Genomic DNA, 21,816 nt, shown 5'->3' on the forward strand with positions numbered 1-21,816 from the left:
CTTACCTCGTTTCGTTAATCAGGCTCGTGCTTCTTTAACCGTAACCGGCTGCGCCGTCTGCGGCGTATTCGTGGTTTCCACCGGAATATCTTCAAACCCGAGCAGTAGCGTCAGCACGAACGACAGCACCACCGCCAGTGCCATCACGCCAAACACCCAGACGATTGATATTGGGTTAGCCGGGTCGAAGAACTGTACGCTGGTAAACAGCCCGGGCGCTGCCATGGAGTGGCTGGCCAGCCCGGCAATGCCCGCGACCGCACCGCAAATAAAACCGCTGATTAAGCTGGCGATCAGCGGGCGTTTCAGGCGCACCGCCACACCGTACAGCGCCGGTTCGGAGATACCGGCAAGAATAGCGGACGCCGCTGCCGCCATGGCGGTCTGGCGCAGTTCCGGGTTTTTCGTTTTCCATGCCACCGCTAAAGATGAACCACCCAGCGACAGGTTAGCGCCGATTTCAGACGGCATTACCATGCCTTCTTTGCCGGTTTCGGCGATGGTTTGAATAATGGTCGGCGTAAACACGCGGTGCATGCCGGTCATCACCAGCAGCGGCCACAGTGCGCCCATAATGGCGACGGAGAGCCAGCCGAGGTAGCCGTGAATGGTATAAACCAGCGCGGAAATCGCGCTACCGATCCAGATGCCCAGCGGGCCAATTAACACAATCGCCAGCGGGGCGGCAATCAGCACAATCAGCATCGGTTTTAAGAAGTTTTTCGTCACCGCGGGCGTAATACGATCGACCCAGCGTTCGATATACGACAGACACCAGGTCATCACCAGCGCCGGGATCACCGTGTAGGTGTATTTCACTGCCGTCACCGGAATCAGCGCGAATTCAACATGTTCGCCCTGCGCGGCTTTTGCCATCAGATCGATAAAGCTTGGATGCACCAGCACACCGGCAATGGCAATCGCCAGCGACATATTGGTTTTAAATTTGACGGCGGCGGACGCGGCAACCATCAGCGGCAGGAAGAAGAACGCGCCATCACCGATGACCGTCAAAATGGTCAGGGTGGAGGAGCCTTTCGGCAGTGCGCCGGACATCTCCAGCACCATCGCCAGCAGTTTCACCATTGACCCACCGATGATCGCCGGGATCAGCGGTGACATGGTGCCGATCAACGCATCAAGAATGCCTGCGCCAATACGTTTAAGCGTCAGTTTCTGGGGGGATTGTGTCTCTACCGGTTGCATATCCTGCGGCAGTAAATTAACCACTTCGCGGAAAGCCTGAGAAACGGTGTTGCCAATAATCACCTGGCACTGGTTATCGTTGCGCACCACGCCCATCACGCCGCTGGTGTTTTTCAGCGTTTCACCGTCGATGTGCGATGCGTCTTTGACCACAAAGCGCAGGCGCGTCATGCAGTGCGTTACGGCGGCGATATTATCGACACCGCCCAGCGCGTTCACCACGGAGTGGGCCAGCGCCGCATAGTTCTTTGCCATCGGATTTTTATCCTGTTTTATCAATGAGGTACATTTTCACAGTGCGCTCTGGCGGCCATGAAACGTGAAATAGGTAACCGGTTCCACAAAATCATGATGAGTTTATTTGAGTCAGACAAGATCTAAATTTAACCACTTTCAAAAATCGTGATATCGATCACCCTGAAACATTTCGCGGCACTCCCGCCAGTGGGTGTTAAGTGTTCCCATCATCCCGATGGCTGAAGTACACTTCGGCTCACGAGGTTTGTTGGGGGAAAAGATGGCGACAATGCTGGACGTGGCAAAGCGGGCTGGGGTATCAAAGGCCACCGTGTCTCGTGTGCTGACAGGCAAGGGCTATGTGGGCGAAGAGACGAAGGCGCGCGTATTTCAGGCCATCGCTGAAAGCGGATATCGCCCGAATTTACTGGCCCGCAGCCTGGCAAGTAATAAAACCCAGACGCTGGGGCTGGTGGTCACCAACACCCTCTATCACGGGGTTTATTTTAGCGAGCTGTTGTCTCATGCGGCGCGCATGACCGAAGACAAAGGGCGTCAGTTGCTGCTGGCAGACGGTAAACACAGCGCGGAAGAAGAGCGGCAGGCGATTCAATATTTGCTCGACTTACGTTGTGACGCGATCATTATTTATCCGCGTTTTCTCAGCGTCGATGAGCTGGATGAGATAATTCAAAACCATTCGCAACCTATTATGGTGCTTAATCGCCGTTTGCGTAAAAACAGCAGTCACTGTGTTTATTCCGATCAAAAAGCGTCAAGCCAGAGCGCGGTATTACAATTAATTGCACAGGGACACCGGGATATTGCGTTTATTACCGGCTCACTGGATTCTCCTACCGGTATTGAACGGTTATCCGGTTATAAAGATGCGCTGACTCAACAGCATATTCCCGTACGTAATGAGTTGATTGTGGAAGGGAAATGGACGCCGCTCAGCGGGGCGATGGGCGTACGGGAATTAGTATCCCGCGGGGTAACGTTTAGCGCGCTGGTGGCGAGTAATGATGATATGGCAATTGGCGCGATTAAACAGTTGCACGACAGCAAAATAGCCGTGCCGCAGCAGGTTTCGATTATTGGTTTTGATGATATCGCGATGGCGCCTTTTACCGTTCCGGCATTATCCAGCGTTAAAATTCCGGTGACTGAAATGGTAAAAGAGACCATTGATCGCCTGATCTTTATGCTGGATGGCGGTGATTTTAACTATCAACAAACGTTCCCGGGCGAATTAATGTTACGCGACTCACTGATTGCCGGTCCCCACGCCTGATCTCGTCATCTGTCATCGACACTTCTGTCGATGACAGTTTCCTGCCGCTTCTCACTTCTTAAAAATCCTTATATTACAGCGAATTAAATATTGGCACGGTTTATGAATACTTCGGCGGGATAAGGCATATTGCTGGAGGAAACAATGAACCGATTTATCATGGCGGACGCTGCGAAATGCATTGGCTGCCGCACCTGTGAAGTCGCCTGTGTGGTTTCTCATCAGGAAAACCGGGACTGCGCGGCGCTCACCCCTGAGACATTTTTACCGCGCATTCACGTCATTAAAGGCGTCAACGTGTCGACGGCGGCTATCTGTCGTCAGTGCGAAGATGCGCCCTGCGCCAACGTCTGTCCGAATGGCGCAATCAGCCGCGACGAAGGTTTTGTGCATGTGATGCAGGAACGCTGCATCGGCTGCAAAACGTGCGTGGTGGCGTGCCCGTACGGCGCAATGGAAGTGGTCGTGCGCCCGATTGTGCGCAACAGCGGCGCGGGTCTTAACGTGCATGCGGAAAAGGCCGAAGCCAACAAATGCGATTTGTGTCACCACAGCGAAACCGGTCCGGCCTGTATTCAGGCGTGCCCGACCAAGGCGCTGGTGTGTGTCGACCGCAACTTACTGGAACAGATGAGCGCGGAAAAACGCCGTCGCGCAGCGCTCGATGGCGCTGTGTCGCTGATGTTTTAATACCTCTCACTTTCACTTTTAACAGGTCTGTTACTGATGAAAAAAATCACAAGCGTATGCCCATACTGCGGCGCGGGCTGCAAACTGAAACTGGTGGTGGACGACGGGAAAATTATCCGTGCGGAAGCGGCCGACGGCAAAACCAACCAAAATGAACTCTGCCTGAAAGGGTATTACGGCTGGGACTTCCTCAACGATACCAAACTACTGACGCCACGCCTGACGCAGCCGATGATCCGCTATGAACGCGGCGGCAAATTTACCCCTGTTTCCTGGGAAGAAGCGATTCGCTACACCGCGCGTCGTCTGAGTGAAATCAAAGCGAAATATGGCCCGCGTTCCATTATGACCACCGGGTCGTCTCGCGGTACCGGGAATGAAACCAACTACGTGATGCAGAAATTTGCCCGTGGCGTCATCAACACCAATAACGTTGACTGCTGCGCGCGCGTTTGCCACGGTCCTTCTGTCGCCGGGTTGCAGGAAACCCTCGGCAACGGCGCAATGAGTAACTCCATCGGCGATATTGAAAACTCCCGCTGCCTGCTGGTGTTTGGTTATAACTGCGCTGACTCACACCCGATCGTGGCGCGCCGGGTGATCAAAGCCCGCCAGAAAGGGGCGAAAATCATTGTTTGCGATCCGCGTCGTATTGAAACCGCGCGTATCGCCGATCAGCACCTGCAACTGAAAAACGGCTGCAATATGGCGCTGGTCAATGCCTTTGGTTATGTGCTGCTGGAAGAAGAACTCTACGACAAAGATTATGTCGCCAGCTTTACCTCCGGGCTGGATGAATACCGTGAAACGGTAAAAGACTACGCGCCGGAAGCGGTGGAACACCTCACTGGCGTGCCGGCGAAACAGGTTCGCCAGGCCATGCGCACCTACGCCGCTGCGCCATCGGCTACCATCATGTGGGGCATGGGCGTGACCCAGTTCGGCCAGGCGGTGGATGTGGTGAAAGGCCTTTCCAGCCTGGCGCTGCTCACCGGCAACCTTGGGCGTGAACACGTGGGCGTGGGGCCGGTGCGTGGGCAGAATAATGTGCAGGGCGCGTGCGACATGGGCGTGATCCCGAATCAGTTCCCGGGTTACCAGAACGTGGTGGATGCCGACGTGCGGGAGAAATTCGCCAAAGCCTGGGGCATCGATGCGGCTGCGATGGACGATAAGGTCGGCGTGCGTATTACCGAGGTGCCGCATCTGGCGCTGGAAGGGAAGGTGAAAGCCTATTACATCATGGGCGAAGATCCGCTACAGACCGAAGCCGATCTTGGGCTGGTGCGTAAAGGGTTCGAAGCGCTTGAGTTTGTTGTGGTGCAGGACATTTTTATGACCAAAACCGCCGAACAGGCGGATGTGCTGCTGCCCGCCACCTCCTGGGGTGAGCACGGTGGCGTCTTTACCTGCGCCGACCGTGGTTTCCAGCGTTTCGAAAAAGCCATTGAGCCGAAGTACAACGTCAAACGCGACTGGGAAATCATCAGCCTGATTGCCACGGAAATGGGCTACCCGATGCACTACGACAATAACCAGCAGATCTGGGATGAGCTGCGTGAACTCTGCCCGCTGTTTTACGGTGTCACCTACGAAAAAATGGGCGACATGGGGCACGTGCAGTGGCCTTGTCCGACGCTTGACCATCCGGGTACGCCATATCTGTATCAGAACAACAAGTTCGATACGCCTGACGGCAAAGGTCACCTGTTCGCCGCACAATGGCGCGCTCCGGCAGAACGCCCGGATGCCGACTTCCCGCTGGTGTTGTGCACCGTGCGCGAAGTGGGTCACTACTCTTGCCGTTCCATGACCGGTAACTGCGCGGCGCTGCAAACTCTTGCTGATGAACCCGGCTTTGTGCAGATCAACCCGGCCGATGCGGAAGCGCTGGGTGTGAAAGATAAGCAATTGGTGTGGGTGGAATCCCGCCGCGGCAAAGTCATTACCCGCGCGGATGTCAGTGAGCGTATCAACCACGGCAGCGTCTATATGACCTACCAGTGGTGGATTGGCGCCTGTAACGAACTGACGCAGGATAATTTGGATCCGATTTCGAAAACGCCGGAAACCAAATATTGCGCAGTACGGGTGAGTGCGATCAACGATCAGCGCTGGGCGGAGGAGTACACTCAGAGCACTTACCAACAGATGAAGACTCGCCTGCTGAATGCGGCGATGCAATGATGACATGACCAACAGCAACGGTGTCTGCTTACGCGTTTACGGAAAAGTTCAGGGGGTGGGGTTTCGCCCCTTTGTCTGGCAACTGGCGCAGCAGCTCGGGCTGAAAGGCGATGTCTGTAATGATGCGCAGGGTGTGGAGGTTCGTCTGCTTGGTAATGCGGACGAATTTCTCACCCTGTTGCAGCAACAATGCCCGCCGCTGGCGCGTATTGATCGTGTGATTAGCACGGCATTTCTCTGGCAACCTCTGCCGAATGATTTCACCATCCGCCATAGCGCGGGTGGTGCCATGAATACTCAAATAGTGCCGGATGCGGCAACCTGTCCCGCCTGTCTGGCGGAGATGAACGATCCCGCCGAGCGGCGCTACCGTTATCCGTTTATCAACTGCACCCACTGTGGCCCGCGTTTCACCATTATTCACGCCATGCCTTACGACCGCCCCTATACGGTGATGGCGGCGTTTCCCCTGTGCCTGGCCTGTGAAACGGAGTACCGCAACCCGCTGGACAGGCGCTTTCACGCCCAGCCGGTCGCCTGCCCGGATTGTGGCCCGCAGCTTGAGTGGCGCAGCGGCGCGCAGCACGCTGAAGGCGAGGCGGCGTTGCAGGCAGCGGTAGCCCTCCTGCACAGCGGCGGTATTGTGGCGGTGAAAGGGGTGGGTGGGTTTCACCTGGCGTGTGACGCCACTAACCTGGCGGCGGTGCAACTGCTGCGTGCGCGTAAGCACCGCCCGGCAAAACCGCTGGCGGTCATGTTGCCGGGGACGACCGGTTTAACGGCGCAAGCCGTGACGTTACTCTCAACTCCCGCCGCGCCGATTGTGCTGGTGGATAAAGCTGGCGTCAGCGGGGTATGCGACGCGATTGCGCCCGGCCTTGATGAAGTGGGGATCATGTTACCCGCGAACCCGCTGCAACATTTGCTGGCGCAGGTGTTACAGCGCCCGCTGGTGATGACCTCCGGCAATCTCAGCGGCAGACCTCCGGCGATCACCAATGGGCAGGCGCTGGACGATCTGGCGGAGATCGCCGACGGTTTTTTACTGCATAACCGCGATATTGTGCAGCGAATGGATGACTCGGTGATGCGGGCGAATGGCGAAATGCTGCGCCGTTCCCGCGGCTATGTGCCGGACGCCATACCGTTGCCGGACGGGTTTGACGCCATTCCGCCGCTGCTGTGTCTTGGCGCGGACATGAAAAACACTTTTTGCCTGCTGCGTGGCAACAGTGCCGTGCCGGGGCAACATTTTGGCGACCTGACGGATGAAGGCGTGGAAGCGCAGTGGCGTAGCGCACTGCGCCTGATGCAGGCGATCTATGACTTTACCCCACGGCAGGTGGTGGTGGATGCGCACCCCGGTTACCGCACCAGCCAGTGGGCTGAGAGTTACGATTTACCGGTGCAGACCGTTTTACATCATCACGCGCATGCCGCCGCCTGCCTGGCGGAACACGGCTGGCCGCTGGAAGGGGGGGATGTGATAGCCCTGACGCTGGACGGGATTGGCATGGGCGCGGGCGGTGCGCTGTGGGGCGGCGAATGCCTGCGGGTCAATTATCGCGAATGTGAGCACCTGGGCGGCTTACCCGCCGTAGCGTTGCCGGGCGGCGATCTGGCGGCGCAGCAACCGTGGCGAAACCTGTTGGCGCAGATGCTGGCCTTCGTTCCGGACTGGCAGCACTACCCGGAATGCGCCGTGCTGGAGCGGCAGAACTGGCCGCTGCTGGCGCGGGCAATTGAGCGTGGCATTAATGCGCCGCTGGCTTCTTCCTGCGGGCGGTTGTTTGATGCGGTGGCTTGCGCGCTGGGCTGTGCGCCGTTGCATCTGAGTTATGAAGGGGAGGCGGCCTGCCAACTGGAAGCGCTGGCGGCAACCAGTGGTGAAGTCACCCATCCGGTCACGCTACCGCTGCGTGGGCGGCAGCTTGATCTGGCCGTGTTCTGGCGGCAATGGCTGAACTGGAAAGCCAGCCCGCCTGCGCGGGCGTGGGCATTTCATGATGCGCTGGCGCAGGGGATGGCGGCGCTGGCGCGCCAGCATGCGGTGTCGCGCGGTATAGATACGCTGGTTTTCAGCGGCGGCGTACTGCATAACCGCCTGCTGAAAAACCGCTTACGGGTTTATTTGCCGCAATTCACCCTGCTGTTTCCGCATCAGTTGCCTGCCGGAGATGGGGCGATTGCCTTTGGTCAGGGGCTGGTGGCGGCGGCCCGCCTTACGCGGACAGCGTCTTCAGCAGCGCGAACGCTTCTTTCATCCGATCTTCGCTGACCACAAAGGCGCGCAGTTTATCACTGGCATCGAGCCCTTTTGCCACCATGCCGTCGGCTTCGGTGGTGATGTGCCAGCGCAGATCGCCACGCGCCGTTTCCCCGGCCAGATGCAGGGGCATCATCGGCGTTTTCACCTTCACCAGCATCGCTGGCAGCACCAGTTGCGCACTGCCGCCGGTGAGGTTTTTCGCCAGCGTCATGGCGCTGAGCTGGATCGGTTGCAGGAACGGCAGCACCCGGCCATTGATCTCTGCGCAGTCCCCGAGGGCGTAAATGTGCGGATCGCTGGTTTGCAGCGTGCCGTCCACCACGATGCCACGACCCGTTGCGATGCCCGCCGCGCTTGCCAGCGCGGTTTGCGGCGACAGACCGGTGGCGGCAACCACCACATCGACCTCCAGATAGCGATCGTCATCAAGCTGTGCACGTACGCCGCCACTGCTCTGTTCAAGAGACAACAAGCGGGATTTCAACAGCAGACGTACGCCCATTGCGGTCAGGCAGTGTTGCAGACGCCCGCTGACTTCCGGCGGCATCAGCGACGGCAGAATGCTGGCGGCGTTATCCAGCACGGTGACACGTTTCCCCGCGCGTTGAAAATCCATCGCCAGTTCGCAGCCAATCAGACCTGCGCCAACAATTAACACGCGCTGTGCATCGCGCAATGATGTTTCACTGTCGCGGTACTCCTGCTGGCTGTTCAGGGTCAGCATCATGTCGCGACCCGGCAGTGGAGGCACGAACGCCGACGCCCCGGTCGCCAGCACCAGCTTGTCGTATTGCCACTGTTTATCCGCGCTTTTCACCACTCGCGCCTGTGCATCAATGGCGCTCACGCGGGTTTGCGGGAACAGACGTAAATTGTACTGTTCGGCAAACTCCCCCGCCGACTGGCGGGTGAGATCGTCGGCGCGCTGGGCGAGACTGATGACATGGCTAAGATCCGGTTTGTTGTACTCCTCCATCCCATCGGCGGCGATGAGCGTTAGCGGGACGGCGCTGTCCAGTTTACGGATGTTTTTTACCAGCGTCCGGGCAGCAAAGCCCGAACCGATAATGACAATACCTGCGCTCATTTTGCCTCCGATGCCAGTTCGTCAAACACCTCTTTACCTAATGAACATTCCGGGCAGAGGAATGTGTCCGGCACGTCGCGCCACGGCGTACCCGGCGCAACATTCTGTAGCGGTTCGCCTTGTTGCGGATCGTAGATCCACTGACAGACGCTGCACTGCATGCGCGGGCCGAGTTCGGCAGCCGCGGCGGCGGCGCAGGCACAGGCCTGTTGTGCGCTGGCGGACGGCTGACTCACGACTTCCGGCAGCGGCGACAGCGCCCACTGGCGGGCAATATCGCGACCATGCTGGCGGCACACTTCCAGTGCGTCCAGGTCCGGTCGCCATTTCGCTTTCAGGCTGACGGACATTTCAAAACCGGCATCCTGCAAACGGGTGGAGAGACGATCTACCGCACCGCCGCTCCAGCCGTGGGAGCCAAAGGCGCTGGCGCGTTTATTGCGAAAACGCAGGCCGGTTATCTCTTCCACCAGTCCGGCGATTTTCGGCATCATCACGTTGTTCATGGTCGAGGTGCCAACCAGTACGCCTTTGGAACGGAACACGTTGGTCAGGATCTCGTTTTTATCGCTGCGGGCAACGTTGAAAATTTTCACGGCGACACGCGGATCGACTTCGTTTATCCCCTGGGCAATGGCATCAGCCATCATGCGGGTGTTGTTGGACATGGTGTCGTAGAAAATCGTGATGCGATCTTCCTGGTAGTCCGCCGCCCATTTCAGATACAGCTCGACAATTTGCGTGGGGTTATCGCGCCACACCACGCCATGCGAGGTGGCGATCATGTCCACCGGCAGGTTGAAACCGAGGATTTCAGTAATTTTCGGCGTTACCAGACGGCTGAACGGTGTGAGGATATTGGCGTAGTAACGCTGGCATTGTTCAAACAGTTCTGTCTGATCCACTTCGTCGTTGAACAGACGTTCGTCGCAGTAATGCTGACCAAATGCGTCATTGCTGAACAGTACCGCGTCGCCGGTCATGTAGGTCATCATGCTGTCTGGCCAGTGCAGCATGGGTGTTTCAACGAAGATAAGCTGTTTGCCGTTACCGATATCCAGCGAGTCGCCCGTTTTCACCACATGGAAATTCCACTCCGGGTGGTGGTGGTGGCCGTTAATGGAGTCGATGGCGTTGTTAGTGCAGTAAATCGGCGTATCCGGGATGTAAGACATCAGTTCGGTCAGCGCACCCGCATGATCTTCTTCCGCGTGGTTAATGACGATGTAATCGATCTTTTGCAGATCGATTTCACTGCGCAGGTTCTGCACAAACTCCCGGCTGAATTTATGATCGACAGTATCAATCAATACGTTTTTACCTTCGCGGATCAGGTAACTGTTGTAGCTGCTGCCGCGCAGCGTTTTGTACTCCGTACCGTGAAAATCGCGCACTTCCCAGTCACGTTGCCCAACCCAGTGAATGTTGTTTTTTACATGAATAGCCATATCAAGTGTCCTGTACTGTTTTCTTTAATGCGATGAATGCGATACAGGACCTATATCAATTAGTGTGCCAGTTTTTAGTTGATTGATTTTTATGGTTTTTGTTTTTATCGCCAAAAAAATAATAGTCATTACGACTATGATAAAAATAGTCAATATGACACTATGCATTGTCAAAAAGACAGTGAGGTAAGCATGAGTTTTTCGCTGAATGTGCTGGCGGGGATCGCCATTGAGCTGCAAAGCGGTATTGGTCACGCGGATCGTTTCCAGCGGTTAATCACCACGCTGCGGCAGGTGCTGGAGTGTGATGCGTCGGCATTGTTGCGCTACCAGGCTCGGCAGTTTATCCCGCTCGCCATTGACGGGCTGGCGCAGGATGTCCTGGGGCGGCGTTTTACGCTGGAAGGGCACCCGCGGCTGGAGGCCATTGCACGCGCCGGGGACGTGGTGCGATTCCCGGCGGACAGTGATTTGCCGGATCCTTACGATGGGCTGATCCCCGGTCAGGAGAGCCTGAAGGTGCATGCCTGCGTGGGCCTGCCGTTATTTGCCGGGCAGAACCTGATTGGTGCGCTGACGCTGGATGGTATGGCACCGGATCAGTTCGACACCTTCAGCGATGAAGAGCTGCGGCTGATTGCGGCACTGGCGGCCGGGGCGCTGAACAATGCGCTGTTGATTGAGCAACTGGAGAGCCAGAACATGTTGCCGGGCGCGCCAGCCACTTTCGAGCAGGCGGCGCACAGCGAGATGATTGGGTTGTCGGCGGGGATCACGCAGTTAAAAAAAGAGATCGATATCGTGGCGGCCTCCGATCTCAATGTGCTGATCAGCGGTGAAACCGGCACCGGTAAAGAGCTGGTGGCGAAAGCCATCCACGAAGGCTCGCCGCGTGCCGCCAGCCCGTTGATCTATCTGAACTGCGCCGCCTTGCCGGAAAGCGTGGCGGAAAGCGAGCTGTTTGGTCATGTGAAAGGGGCGTTTACCGGGGCTATCAGCAACCGTAGCGGTAAATTTGAGATGGCGGACAACGGTACGCTGTTTCTTGATGAGATTGGCGAGCTGTCGTTGTCGTTGCAGGCCAAACTGCTGCGCGTGCTGCAATATGGCGATATTCAGCGGGTTGGCGACGATCGCAGTTTGCGCGTGGATGTGCGGGTACTGGCGGCGACCAACCGCGATCTGCGGGAAGAGGTGCTGGCCGGGCGTTTTCGCGCCGATCTGTTCCATCGGCTGAGCGTTTTTCCTCTCTCTGTGCCGCCGCTGCGCGAGCGCGGGGAGGATGTGGTCCTGCTGGCGGGGTATTTTTGCGAGCAGTGCCGCCTGCGGCTGGGGCTCGGGCGCGTGGTGTTAAGCCCTGGCGCGCGGCATCATTTGTTGAGCTATCGCTGGCCAGGCAACGTGCGTGAACTGGAGCACGCGATTCACCGGGCGATTGTGCTGGCGCGCGGTACGCACAACCAGGCGGAAGTGGTGCTGGAAGCCCGCCATTTCGCGCTCAGTGAGGAGCCTGCACCACCGGAGCCTGTACCGGAGTCGTTGCCCGTCGGGCAGAACTTGCGTGATGCGACAGATGATTTCCAGCGCGCATTGATCGCCCGCGCGCTGGAGGAGCATGGCGGCAACTGGGCGGCCAGTGCGCGTGGGCTGGAGATAGACGTCGCCAACCTGCACCGGCTGGCGAAACGTCTGGGTCTGAAAGGTTAGAGAATACCGGCCTGGTAGAAGTCCTGCAGGTTGATGGCGCCCACCAGCACACCGGCATCATCCACCACGGGCGCGGCGGCGATTTTACGCTGCATCAGGCGCTCTTTGGCGTCGACGGCACGGCTGTTTGCGGTAAGGGTAATGCCGCCGCGGGTCATCGCTTTGTTGACCCCGGTACTCAGCGCGCCACCCGCCACCAGCCAGCGACGCAGGTCGCCGTCGGTAAAGACTCCCTGCACCTGGCGTTGTTCATCGCATACCGCAACCAGACCCAAACCGGTGCGGCTCAGCTCCAGCATCGCATCCATCACGCTGGTGGTCATCTGCACGTGCGGCACCTGTTCATCTTTGCGCATTAAATGATGCACTTTGTTCAGCAGACGGGCACCCAACGCGCCAGCGGGATGTGAACGGGCAAAGTCCTCTTCATCGAAACCTCGCGCCTGCATGACCGCCATCGCCAGTGCGTCGCCCATCATCAGGGTGGTGACGGTGCTGGAGGTGGGAGCCAGGTGCATCGGGCAGGCTTCGCGCTCAACGGAAATATCCAGCACGGCATCGGCGGCCAGCGCCAGCGGCGAACGGGGTTTGCCGGTCATCGCCAGCAGCGCTACGGATTTCTCTTCCAGTCGCGGCAGGATCAGCTCCAGCTCTTTTGCCGAGCCGGAATAGGAGATAAACAGCATAATGTCGCGGCTTTCAACCATACCGAGATCGCCGTGCAGCGCTTCTGCCGGGTGCACGAAAAAGGCAGGCGTGCCGGTGCTGGCAAGCGTGGCGGCGATTTTTTTACCAATGTGCCCGGACTTGCCGATGCCGGAAACGATCACTTTGCCGTTGCAGTTCAGCACGGTTTCGGCCGCGCGCACAAAATCCTCGCCCAGCCTTTCCGGCAGGCGGCTGGCTTCCTGTAACTCCAGCAGCAGGGTTTGGCGACCTGCGTTAATCAATGACTCACTCATGTTGTTCTCCGGCAATGATCACTTCGACCCCTTTCTCTTCCAGCGCGGCGCGTACGTCTGCCGGGATCCCGGCGTCGGTGATCAGTTTATCTACGCTCTCCAGGCTACAGACGACGTTGGGGCTTTTACGGCCAAATTTAGAGGAGTCCGCCATCAGGATCACCTCGCGGGCGGCGTTGCACATGGCTTTGCTGACGGTAAAGACCTCATTGAAGGTGGTGACGCCGGCATTCAGATCGATGCCGTCCGTGCCCATAAACAGTTTGTCGAAACTGAAATGTTCAAAGGCGTTTTCCGCCAGTTGGCCGTGGAATGAGGCGGATTTTTTGCGGAAGGTGCCGCCAGGCATCAGGATGGTTTGTTCGTTATCCAGCTCTGACAGCGCGTTCACAATGTGCAGGCTGTTGGTCATTACGGTGATGTTGTTGAAGTGGCTGAGCAGCGGCACCATTTGCAGCACGGTGCTGCCCGCGTCAAGAATAATGGAGTCGCCATCGTGGATATAGGCGACAGCCGTTTCGGCAATCAGACCCTTCTGCACGGTGTTGATCAGCGTTTTGTGATCGATAGGGGGATCGGCTTCGTCTTTATTAAGCACCACACCGCCATAGGTGCGGATCACTGCGCCGGAATGCTCCAGCGCAACTAAATCCTTACGAATGGTCGTCCCTGTGGTGTCGAAGTGGTGTGCCAGCTCTTCAACAGAACACTTTCCCTGCTTTTGCAGATGCTCAAGAATAGCCGCCTGACGCTGACGTGGTTTCATTGGCGCTGATTTCCTGCGTTACGTTGCGAAATGATAATTTCGCAAGCTAATAGCGTTCACAACGAAATTATCAATGTTTCATTTTAAGCGCTAATAATAGAGCATTCTGACAGCCAGGATCATGGGGAAAGATCACATCAGGCTCTAATTCCTCGCGTTTTAAGCCAATTAAACGGTCGATTTTCGCCGGACGCGCGAATACGGTGATGCCGCGCATCAATAGCGTGTCGCTGACGCGGTCCTGTTTATCAAAGGCCACCGCCAGAACAACGCGGGGTTTAAAGCGCCCACCCGAACGGCCAACGCCGACCCGCCCGCGCTGGCACAGCGCATCGAACGCGTGATTGAACTGACGAATTTGCCAGCCGCCAAGGGCAAGCTGGCTTAACCAGGCAATAACGGCGAGGGTGATCAGGGCTGAAACCATCGTGTTCTCCTTTATATCTGCGCCAGATGGCGGTTAATGCCTTATCCGGCCTGTGATAAGGCCGGATAAGGGCAATCATCAGAACATCACCTGCCCGCCGGTAACGTTAATCGATTGGCCGGTGCAGTAAGAGGCTTTGGCGCTGGCGTAAAACATCAGTACATTCAGCACATCCTGGTAGTCGCAACCGCGTTTCAACGGCACTTTATCCACATAGAACTGCTCCACCTCTTCGGCCGGAATGCCGAGTTTGCTGGCGTATTGCGGAATAAGCGACTGGAACATCGGGGATTTCAACAGGTTGCCGAGCATCAACGCGTGCACGGTAATCCCGTACTCCGCCAGATCCAGCGCCAGCGATTGCGTTAGCCCTACACCGCCGAATTTTGCCGCGCTATAGCCGGAGTTGTGTTTGCTGCCCACTTTGCCGGATTTCGAGTTGATCTGGATAATGCGCCCCTGAATGCCATCGCGGATCATCAGTCTGGCGAACTCGCGGGCGCACAGGAAGTAGCCCACCAGATTCACCTGCAATGAGCGGTCGAAATCGCCCAGCGAGAAGTCGCTGATAAACGCCGCTTTGGCGATACCGGCGCTGTAGACCAGCAAATCCACACGACCAAAGATCTCATCCACACCGCGTGACAGCGCCAGTACGCTCTGTTCGCTGGTGGCGTCGGCGCCAAAGCCGTAGGCCATGCCTTCGCCAAACTCGCTGTTGATCTCCTGTGCGACATTGGCCGCTTTATCACTCTGAATATCCACGACCGCGACGCGGTACCCTTCTGCGGCAAGCCCACGGCAGAGGAACGCCCCAAGGGTTTGTCCCCCGCCAATGACAACGGCAACCTGTTTCATATAGTTCTCCTTACGACTTAAGCGACAAATTTCAAAATGCAACCGGGGGCGATATCGTGCGGCGTCACGCCGTCGACATGCACCGTTCCGGGGTATTCGGCCTGCGTCTGTCCATCGAAACGCAGGGTGATATGGCCCAGCTCACGCAGATTCTGCTCCGCAACGTCGCCGACGGCCGTGACCGGATAATGCTGCTCGCCGAGCATGAATTCCGCTCCCGGACGCAGCGCGCCAGACAACTCGCCGTGGTTGTGAATAAAGCAGAACTCCGCCACATCCGCAGGCGCGCCTTCACGGAAGGTAATCAGCATATTGTCGCTGAGCGCGTCGGCTGCGCAGTCGCCGATATGGGTAATGGTGGTCTGGTAAATCACCTTCATGGAACACCTCTTATTGATAAATGAAACCCGATACGAACCAGGCAATCAGCACCGTGGGCGCACCGGTTAAAAAGCGACTGACCAGCACTGAAGGAACGCCGACGCGGACGGTGTCCTGGCGGGCTTCCGCCAGCGACAGGCCTACCGGGATAAAGTCACAAGCGGCCTGTGCGTTAATGGCGAACAGCGCGGGCAGGGCAAGATGCGGCGGAATGTGTCCCTGACCGATTTGCACACCGATAAGCACGCCAATCACCTGTGCGATAACCGCGCCTGGGCCGAGGAACGGCGACAGCAGCGGGAAAGAGCAGATCAGCGCCAGCGTCACCAGACCGAGCGGATGGCTGGCGAGCGGCGCGAGACCGTGGGCGATCCAGTCACCCAGACCGGACGCCATAATGATGCCGATCAGCGCCGAGACGAAGGCCATAAACGGCAGGATGGTTTTCAGTACGGTATCAATGGTGTCGCGCCCGGCCTGAAACAGGACGGCGACCGCTGAACCCATGCCCATCCCCACTTTGGCCAGCAAACCGTCGCTCTGCTCGGTGATCTTTTTGCTGGTGTCATAGTCACGTTGCCGCGGCTGTTGCGATGGTGTTGTGCTGGCGGATTCACCCTGTAGGAAGATATTTTCCTCTTTCACGCCAGAGACATAGATATCTTCCATGATGTACTGCGCCAGCGGCCCCGATTTGCCGGTGGCGTGAATATTGACGGTTGGGATACGGCGCTTCGGATAGATGCCGCAACGCAGCGTTCCGCCGCAGTCAATTACCGCAACACCGATCTCGGATTCCGGCGGCTCGCCCTCTTTAAAGCCGTCCACGGCTTGCCAGCCAGTCAGTTGTGCCAGTTTGTCGACAATAGCCGGGCGTGTGCCTGCGGTGATATAGACGATTTTCTTGTCGGCGCTGGCATCGATATGCAGCGGGCCGCCCCAACCGCCAGCGCCTTTTTCAATAACGATGCGACTCATGATGTAGCTCCAGCGAGTTGGACGTCTTGTTCAAGTTGAATGCCCATTTTTTTCTCGAAAATGGCGGTCGTGAGATCCGTTATCCAGCCCCGGAAGAAGTTGGTCACCAGACCCACCAGCAGGTAACTCACCGCCAGCGGCCCCAGCGGCAGGCCCAGCGTGGTCAGGCCGTTGGCGATGCCAAGGTAAACAAACAGTTCGCCGGGGTTGATATGCGGGAACAACCCGTTCATCGAGTGGCAGCTATACGATGCGGCGGCGTAATAGCTGGGTTTGTACTTCTCTGGCATAAAACGCCCGAGACTGAGCGTCATCGGGTTACAAAATACAAAGGTGCCGATACACGGCAGTAGCAGATAACGGGCAATCGGATTGCCCGCACAGCGTTGGGCAAATTTTTCGATACGGTGTTGGCCAATAAAATTGATGAGCGCGTTCATGATCACCAGCAGGCTTATCAGCAGCGGCAGGATACCGGTCACCATGCCGGTAAAGACCTCTCCGCCTTTCTGAAACAGCCCGATGAACCACTCGGCACCATGCGTAATGGTTTCCATTGTTCTCTCCTGTAGGGGTGTCGTTTTGTTGTTTAACCGTGCACTATCATAATCATGATGAAAGGTTGAAATGTGTTATTTAGATCTCGTTATGAAAGAAAAAATGATCATTGTGAAAGATATTGCGAGAAAGGACGGTTTTAAATGAATACGGGATAGCAGGAGAAAAAGTGAAGTGCGATCGTGCGCGCAGGCGTTACGGCGCTTCCTTGTCGGTGGTCAGATGCTTTACCATACTTGCTCCTGGCTGAATTCGTTTAAAATGGATGTCCCATGTTGAAGCGTTGTTACGCAGCGTTGCTGCCTGCGTTTGTCGTGCTCTGTGCCTGTAGCAGTAAACCCCCTCTTGCCGAAACCCCGCAGACTGCATCGTCGCCCGCGCCGTCCGGCGGTTTTTTGCTGGCGCCGCAGCACAATGTTGTGATGACCGGAGGTGATTTCGCCAATAACCCGGCGGCGGAGCGGTTTATTGACCAGATGGTGAGCAAGCACGGTTTTGACCGCCAGCAACTGCATGAAATTATCTCGCAGGCGAAACGCCTGGATTACGTCTTACGCCTGATGGACAAGCAAGCGCCGACCACCGCCGGGCCGAGCGGACCAAACGGCGCCTGGCTGCGTTACCGCAAGCAGTTTATTACGCCGGATAACGTGCAAAACGGCGTGGCGTTCTGGAATCAATATGAAGATGCGCTGAACCGCGCATGGATGGTGTACGGCGTTCCGCCGGAGGTCATTGTCGGCATTATTGGCGTGGAAACGCGCTGGGGCAGAGTGATGGGCAAAACCCGTATTCTCGATGGCCTGGCGACGCTGGCTTTCGACTACCCGCGCCGTGCGGATTACTTTGCCGGCGAGCTGGAAACTTTCCTGCTGATGGCGCGCGACGAAAGCGATGACCCGCTTGAGTTGAAAGGCTCTTTCGCAGGCGCAATGGGTTACGGCCAGTTTATGCCATCCTCCTATAAGGAGTTTGCGGTGGATTTTAATGGCGACGGGCACATTAACCTGTGGGATCCGGTTGATGCCATTGGCAGCGTGGCCAACTACTTCAAACAGCATGGCTGGGTGAAAGGCGATCTGGTCGCTGTTCCGGCGAACGGCCAGGCACCGGGGCTGGAGAACGGCTTTAAAACCAACTACAGCATCGGGCAACTGGCGTCTGCCGGGTTAACGCCGCAGCAGCCGCTGGGCACGCATCAGCAGGCCAGCTTGCTGCGCCTGGATGTGGGTACCGGTTATGAGTACTGGTACGGTTTGCCAAACTTCTACACCATCACCCGTTACAACCACAGCACCCACTACGCAATGGCAGTCTGGCAGCTCGGCCAGGCGGTTGCGCTGGCGCGGGTTCGCTAATTCAGCGCCCCTCCTGCGGGAGGGGACTGAAACATTTCGACGCACTCCCGTTTCGCCCACCCGTTTACTTCATTATCACTTCTGATTATTGTTACGTTATAACATATGAGGTGTATGAATGATTCCCGTAACGTTGTTTTCCCTTTCCGGCACGACGCGGCTGCTGCTGGCGGCGGTGTTATTGCTGGTGCTCTGGCTGCTGACCTGTTGGGCGGTGGCGCTACCATGATTGAACTTGACCACCTGGTGGCCGGCTATGACAGGCAGGCGATTACCCCGGCGCTGTGCGGCCGGATAGCGTGCGGCAGCATGACCGCCATTGTTGGTGCAAATGGCTGTGGAAAATCGACGCTACTGAAAACCCTGGCGGGATTTTTACCGCCTGTCAGCGGTGTGCTGCGCTGGCCGGAGCGGCGTCCTGTCATTGGCTGGCTCGCGCAGCGCCATGCGCTGGAGTCACAGTTTCCGGTGACGGTGCAGGAGGTGGTGAGCATGGGCTGCTGGCCGCGAGTTTCACTGTTTCGCGGGCTGAACCGCGCAGCGCGCAGCCGTGTGGCGCAAGGGATTGAGCGTGTCGGGCTGACCGCAATGGCGCGGGAAACGATCGATACGCTCTCCGGCGGGCAGTTTCAGCGCATGCTGTTTGCCCGCGTTTGGGTGCAAAACGCGCCGTTGGTGATGCTTGATGAGCCTTTTACCGGCATTGATGAGGCGACGTCTCAGGTACTGATGGAGCAGATTGTTGATATGCACCGCAGCGGGCAAACCCTTCTGGCGGTGCTCCACGACAGCGAGCGTGTCGCGCGTTATTTCCCGCAAACCTTGCGGCTTGGCGAACCACAACTGCAGTGGGGAGCAACGCATGCCGCGCCGCTGCAAACAGAGGTGTACAGCGCATGATCTGGCATCTCTTTTTCCAGCCTTTTATTGAATTTGGTTTTATGCGCCGCGCGCTGGTGGTGTGCCTGGCGCTGTCTGTCAGTACGACGGCGTTGGGGGTTTTTCTGCTGTTGCGGCGCATGAGTCTGATGGGCGATGCATTATCACACGCGATTCTGCCCGGCGTTGCGGCGGGGTATCTGCTTAATGGCATGTCGCTGCTGGCGATGAGCGTCGGCGGGTTTATCGCCGGGATGGTCGTGGCGCTGGTGGCGGGATGGGTTAGCCGTCGTACACCGCTGAAAGAGGACGCCAGTTTCGCCGGTTTCTACCTTGGCTCACTGGCGCTCGGTGTGACACTGGTGTCGCTGCGTGGCTCCAGCGTTGATCTGCTGCATCTGCTGTTTGGCTCGATTCTGGCGGTGGACAACGATGCTGCTCTCTTTGTGGCCGGGGTTGCCAGCCTGACGCTGGTGGTGCTGGCGTTGGGTTACCGGGGGCTGGTCAGTGAGGCCTTCGATAGCGCCTTTTTACAGGTCAATGCGCCCCGTGTGCCCGGCATGTTTCACGGGTTATTTCTGGCGTTGCTGGTGCTGAACCTGGTGGCCGGATTTCAGGTGCTGGGTACCTTAATGGCGGTCGGTGTAATGATGCTGCCCGCCGTGGCGGCCCGCTGCTGGGCGCGCACGTTACCGGGATTGTTATTGCTGGCTGCGGCTATCGGCGCGGTCTGCGCCTGGCTGGGATTAAGTTTGTCCTGGAGCGCGGGCTTACCTGCCGGTCCGTCGATTGTGCTGACGGCCAGCATCATCTTCTTTTTTTCCATTTTATTCGGCACGCGCAGCGGGCTGGCTCACAGCCTGCGCACACTGTTAACTTAGCAAGGGGAAATGATGAAACGTACAGGGGTGATACTGGCGCTCGCGTTGAGCGTAATCGCGCAGGGGGCAATGGCAAAAACCCTCAATGTGGTGACCAGCTTTTCGATTCTTGGTGACATCACGCAGCAGGTGGGCGGCGATCATGTCAAGGTGACGACGTTGGTCGGGCCGGATGGTGACCCGCACACTTTTGAACCGTCGGCGAAAGATAGCGCATTGCTTAACAAAGCCGATGTGGTGGTGGTCAACGGACTCGGGCTGGAAGGCTGGCTGGACAGGTTGGTCAAAGCGTCTGGCTTTAAAGGCCAGCTTGTTGTGGCATCCACAGGGGTTACAACCCATACGCTGGAAGAAGATGGCGCAACGGTGACCGACCCGCATGCGTGGAACAGCGCCGCTAATGGCGCACTGTATGCACAAAATATTCTCGCTGCGCTGGTGAAAGCCGACCCGGCTGATGAAGCGGCATTGAACGCATCCGGTCAACGCTATATTGCTGAGTTAAAACAGCTGGATAGCTGGGCGAAAGGGCGTTTTAGCGCCATTCCGCAAGCGAAGCGTAAAGTACTGACCAGTCATGACGCTTTCGGCTACTTTGCCCGTGCTTATGACGTTGAATTTATGGCGCCGCAGGGGCTCTCTTCTGAAAGCGAGGCCAGCGCAGCGCAGGTGGCGTCTCTGATCCAACAGATCAAAGCCGATGGTGTAAAAGTGTGGTTTATGGAAAACCAGCTGGATCCGCGCCTGGTGAAACAGATTGCCAGCGCCACGGGCGCGCAACCGGGCGGTGAACTCTACCCGGAAGCGTTGAGCGCCAAAGGGGGTGTGGCGGATACCTACCAGAAAGCATTCCGCCATAATGTTGATACCATTGCGAATAGCATGAAATAACCTCGCATGGCCGGATGGCGCGCCCGGACGCCGCCATCCGGCAATGCTCACGCTTGCCGGGCCTGTGGGTTCGCGCTGTCCTCCGCATGAAGCAAATATTTCTGAAGCGTCCTCGTAAATTCGTTAACCCATCCCCATCTTTGTGCTGAAAGTGGTATCTTTTCCGCCACGATTTTTGACGCACAGGAGCCATCATGACGGACAGTGAATTAATGCAACTGAGCGAACGTGTCGGACGGGCGCTACAGGCGCGCGGCGCTACGCTTACGACCGCCGAGTCCTGCACGGGCGGGTGGATAGCGAAAGCGATCACCGATATCGCCGGCAGCTCCGCCTGGTTTGAGCGCGGTTTTGTCACCTACAGTAATGAAGCGAAATCGCAAATGATCGGCGTGCAGGCCGCGACGCTGGACGCGCATGGGGCAGTTAGCGAGCCGGTGGTGGTGGAAATGGCGATTGGCGCGCTGAAAGCCGCGCGCGCCGATTTCGCGGTGTCGGTCAGCGGGATTGCCGGGCCGGACGGCGGCAGCGAGGCGAAACCGGTTGGCACCGTCTGGTTTGGTTTCGCCAGCGCGCGCGGAGAAGGGATCACCCGACGCGAATGCTTCCAGGGGGACCGTGAAGCGGTGCGTCGACAGGCGACGGCTTATGCGTTGCAAACCCTGTGGCAACATTTTCTACAAAACACTTGATACTGTATGACCATACAGTATAATTGCGACAACAAAACAGTAATTCACGGCGGGGCGTAA

The 21,816-nt window shown here is 57.5% G+C and carries 20 protein-coding genes; 10 read left to right on the forward strand and 10 right to left on the reverse strand.

What is annotated here, in order from left to right; all coding sequences use genetic code 11:
• Positions 1 to 18: 18 nt before the first annotated feature.
• Entirely contained in the window at positions 19 to 1,461 is a 1,443-nt protein-coding gene (gene ascF / locus N7922_RS05305; protein WP_263099577.1) for a PTS cellobiose/arbutin/salicin transporter subunit IIBC, read from the reverse strand.
• 262 nt (positions 1,462 to 1,723) lie between these two features.
• Between ascF and N7922_RS05310 the strand changes: the two genes are divergently transcribed.
• The 4 genes from N7922_RS05310 (at position 1,724) to hypF (ending at position 7,892) form a co-directional block, all read left to right on the forward strand.
• A complete protein-coding gene (locus tag N7922_RS05310; RefSeq protein WP_263099578.1) occupies positions 1,724 to 2,737 on the forward strand; it encodes a LacI family DNA-binding transcriptional regulator in 1,014 nt (337 codons plus the stop codon).
• A gap of 144 nt (positions 2,738 to 2,881) precedes the next feature.
• Positions 2,882 to 3,427: an electron transport protein HydN gene (gene hydN, locus N7922_RS05315; protein WP_061493443.1), complete on the forward strand. Its 546-nt coding sequence runs from the start codon at positions 2,882 to 2,884 to the stop codon at positions 3,425 to 3,427.
• Between the two features lie 36 nt (positions 3,428 to 3,463).
• Positions 3,464 to 5,614 (forward strand): formate dehydrogenase subunit alpha, encoded by a 2,151-nt coding sequence (gene fdhF, locus N7922_RS05320; protein ID WP_263099579.1) that lies wholly within the window; start codon positions 3,464 to 3,466, stop codon positions 5,612 to 5,614.
• A 4-nt stretch (positions 5,615 to 5,618) separates the two neighbouring features.
• A complete protein-coding gene (hypF, locus tag N7922_RS05325) occupies positions 5,619 to 7,892 on the forward strand; it encodes a carbamoyltransferase HypF (RefSeq protein ID WP_263099580.1) in 2,274 nt (757 codons plus the stop codon).
• Here hypF and norW read toward each other — a convergent pair.
• Together norW and norV are read right to left on the reverse strand one after the other, a co-directional pair.
• Positions 7,837 to 8,970, reverse strand: a complete 1,134-nt coding sequence (norW, locus tag N7922_RS05330; RefSeq protein WP_263099581.1) for an NADH:flavorubredoxin reductase NorW — start codon at positions 8,968 to 8,970, stop codon at positions 7,837 to 7,839. The genes hypF and norW overlap by 56 nt on opposite strands.
• Complete coding sequence (norV, locus tag N7922_RS05335) at positions 8,967 to 10,418, reverse strand: anaerobic nitric oxide reductase flavorubredoxin (protein ID WP_263099582.1); 1,452 nt, start codon at positions 10,416 to 10,418, stop codon at positions 8,967 to 8,969. The genes norW and norV overlap by 4 nt, the downstream gene beginning before the upstream one ends.
• 192 nt (positions 10,419 to 10,610) lie before the next feature.
• Here norV and norR point away from each other — a divergent pair, with 192 nt between their 5' ends.
• Positions 10,611 to 12,125 carry a nitric oxide reductase transcriptional regulator NorR gene (norR, locus tag N7922_RS05340; RefSeq protein WP_263099583.1) on the forward strand — a complete coding sequence of 505 codons (1,515 nt, stop codon included), beginning with the start codon at positions 10,611 to 10,613 and terminating at the stop codon, positions 12,123 to 12,125.
• On the opposite strand, the gene gutQ is transcribed toward norR, so the two are convergent.
• From gutQ to srlA, 7 genes are all read right to left on the reverse strand, one after another.
• Positions 12,122 to 13,087 carry an arabinose-5-phosphate isomerase GutQ gene (gutQ, locus tag N7922_RS05345; RefSeq protein WP_263099584.1) on the reverse strand — a complete coding sequence of 322 codons (966 nt, stop codon included), beginning with the start codon at positions 13,085 to 13,087 and terminating at the stop codon, positions 12,122 to 12,124. The two genes, norR and gutQ, sit on opposite strands and share 4 nt — an antisense overlap.
• The gene (gene srlR, locus N7922_RS05350; protein WP_263099585.1) at positions 13,080 to 13,853 is read right to left on the reverse strand and encodes a glucitol operon DNA-binding transcriptional repressor SrlR; all 774 of its coding nucleotides are present in this window, start codon (positions 13,851 to 13,853) and stop codon (positions 13,080 to 13,082) included. Before srlR ends, gutQ begins: the two co-directional genes overlap by 8 nt.
• Before the next feature lie 70 nt (positions 13,854 to 13,923).
• Entirely contained in the window at positions 13,924 to 14,280 is a 357-nt protein-coding gene (gene gutM, locus N7922_RS05355; RefSeq protein WP_061493451.1) for a transcriptional regulator GutM, read from the reverse strand.
• A 78-nt stretch (positions 14,281 to 14,358) separates the two neighbouring features.
• Positions 14,359 to 15,138, reverse strand: coding sequence for a sorbitol-6-phosphate dehydrogenase (gene srlD, locus N7922_RS05360; RefSeq protein ID WP_263099586.1), 780 nt, complete (start codon positions 15,136 to 15,138; stop codon positions 14,359 to 14,361).
• Between the two features lie 17 nt (positions 15,139 to 15,155).
• The gene (gene srlB / locus N7922_RS05365; protein WP_263099587.1) at positions 15,156 to 15,518 is read right to left on the reverse strand and encodes a PTS glucitol/sorbitol transporter subunit IIA; all 363 of its coding nucleotides are present in this window, start codon (positions 15,516 to 15,518) and stop codon (positions 15,156 to 15,158) included.
• Positions 15,519 to 15,528: 10 nt separating this feature from the next.
• Complete coding sequence (locus N7922_RS05370) at positions 15,529 to 16,497, reverse strand: PTS glucitol/sorbitol transporter subunit IIB (protein WP_263099588.1); 969 nt, start codon at positions 16,495 to 16,497, stop codon at positions 15,529 to 15,531.
• Positions 16,494 to 17,054 (reverse strand): PTS glucitol/sorbitol transporter subunit IIC, encoded by a 561-nt coding sequence (gene srlA / locus N7922_RS05375; protein WP_263099589.1) that lies wholly within the window; start codon positions 17,052 to 17,054, stop codon positions 16,494 to 16,496. The genes N7922_RS05370 and srlA overlap by 4 nt, the downstream gene beginning before the upstream one ends.
• A gap of 273 nt (positions 17,055 to 17,327) precedes the next feature.
• Between srlA and mltB the strand changes: the two genes are divergently transcribed.
• The 5 genes from mltB (at position 17,328) to pncC (ending at position 21,756) form a co-directional block, all read left to right on the forward strand.
• Positions 17,328 to 18,413 carry a lytic murein transglycosylase B gene (gene mltB / locus N7922_RS05380; RefSeq protein ID WP_263099590.1) on the forward strand — a complete coding sequence of 362 codons (1,086 nt, stop codon included), beginning with the start codon at positions 17,328 to 17,330 and terminating at the stop codon, positions 18,411 to 18,413.
• A 225-nt stretch (positions 18,414 to 18,638) separates the two neighbouring features.
• Complete coding sequence (locus N7922_RS05385; RefSeq protein ID WP_263099591.1) at positions 18,639 to 19,313, forward strand: metal ABC transporter ATP-binding protein; 675 nt, start codon at positions 18,639 to 18,641, stop codon at positions 19,311 to 19,313.
• Entirely contained in the window at positions 19,310 to 20,173 is an 864-nt protein-coding gene (locus N7922_RS05390; protein ID WP_263099592.1) for a metal ABC transporter permease, read from the forward strand. Before N7922_RS05385 ends, N7922_RS05390 begins: the two co-directional genes overlap by 4 nt.
• Before the next feature lie 12 nt (positions 20,174 to 20,185).
• On the forward strand, positions 20,186 to 21,064 hold the full coding sequence (locus N7922_RS05395) for a metal ABC transporter substrate-binding protein (protein ID WP_263100840.1): 879 nt from the start codon (positions 20,186 to 20,188) through the stop codon (positions 21,062 to 21,064).
• 194 nt (positions 21,065 to 21,258) lie between these two features.
• The gene (gene pncC, locus N7922_RS05400) at positions 21,259 to 21,756 is read left to right on the forward strand and encodes a nicotinamide-nucleotide amidase (protein WP_263099593.1); all 498 of its coding nucleotides are present in this window, start codon (positions 21,259 to 21,261) and stop codon (positions 21,754 to 21,756) included.
• Positions 21,757 to 21,816: the final 60 nt, after the last annotated feature.

The sequence above is a fragment of the Kosakonia sp. ML.JS2a genome, from assembly GCF_025642095.1.
In the GTDB taxonomy this organism is placed as follows: domain Bacteria; phylum Pseudomonadota; class Gammaproteobacteria; order Enterobacterales; family Enterobacteriaceae.

Bases quoted from the DNA above. Each gene is read 5' to 3' on its own strand.
- ascF (WP_263099577.1), bottom strand. From the start codon at position 1,461: ATGGCAAAGAACTATGCGGCGCTGGCCCACTCCGTGGTGAACGCGCTG.
- N7922_RS05310 (WP_263099578.1), top strand. From the start codon at position 1,724: ATGGCGACAATGCTGGACGTGGCAAAGCGGGCTGGGGTATCAAAGGCC.
- hydN (WP_061493443.1), top strand. From the start codon at position 2,882: ATGAACCGATTTATCATGGCGGACGCTGCGAAATGCATTGGCTGCCGC.
- fdhF (WP_263099579.1), top strand. From the start codon at position 3,464: ATGAAAAAAATCACAAGCGTATGCCCATACTGCGGCGCGGGCTGCAAA.
- hypF (WP_263099580.1), top strand. From the start codon at position 5,619: ATGACCAACAGCAACGGTGTCTGCTTACGCGTTTACGGAAAAGTTCAG.
- norW (WP_263099581.1), bottom strand. From the start codon at position 8,970: ATGAGCGCAGGTATTGTCATTATCGGTTCGGGCTTTGCTGCCCGGACG.
- norV (WP_263099582.1), bottom strand. From the start codon at position 10,418: ATGGCTATTCATGTAAAAAACAACATTCACTGGGTTGGGCAACGTGAC.
- norR (WP_263099583.1), top strand. From the start codon at position 10,611: ATGAGTTTTTCGCTGAATGTGCTGGCGGGGATCGCCATTGAGCTGCAA.
- gutQ (WP_263099584.1), bottom strand. From the start codon at position 13,087: ATGAGTGAGTCATTGATTAACGCAGGTCGCCAAACCCTGCTGCTGGAG.
- srlR (WP_263099585.1), bottom strand. From the start codon at position 13,853: ATGAAACCACGTCAGCGTCAGGCGGCTATTCTTGAGCATCTGCAAAAG.
- gutM (WP_061493451.1), bottom strand. From the start codon at position 14,280: ATGGTTTCAGCCCTGATCACCCTCGCCGTTATTGCCTGGTTAAGCCAG.
- srlD (WP_263099586.1), bottom strand. From the start codon at position 15,138: ATGAAACAGGTTGCCGTTGTCATTGGCGGGGGACAAACCCTTGGGGCG.
- srlB (WP_263099587.1), bottom strand. From the start codon at position 15,518: ATGAAGGTGATTTACCAGACCACCATTACCCATATCGGCGACTGCGCA.
- N7922_RS05370 (WP_263099588.1), bottom strand. From the start codon at position 16,497: ATGAGTCGCATCGTTATTGAAAAAGGCGCTGGCGGTTGGGGCGGCCCG.
- srlA (WP_263099589.1), bottom strand. From the start codon at position 17,054: ATGGAAACCATTACGCATGGTGCCGAGTGGTTCATCGGGCTGTTTCAG.
- mltB (WP_263099590.1), top strand. From the start codon at position 17,328: ATGTTGAAGCGTTGTTACGCAGCGTTGCTGCCTGCGTTTGTCGTGCTC.
- N7922_RS05385 (WP_263099591.1), top strand. From the start codon at position 18,639: ATGATTGAACTTGACCACCTGGTGGCCGGCTATGACAGGCAGGCGATT.
- N7922_RS05390 (WP_263099592.1), top strand. From the start codon at position 19,310: ATGATCTGGCATCTCTTTTTCCAGCCTTTTATTGAATTTGGTTTTATG.
- N7922_RS05395 (WP_263100840.1), top strand. From the start codon at position 20,186: ATGAAACGTACAGGGGTGATACTGGCGCTCGCGTTGAGCGTAATCGCG.
- pncC (WP_263099593.1), top strand. From the start codon at position 21,259: ATGACGGACAGTGAATTAATGCAACTGAGCGAACGTGTCGGACGGGCG.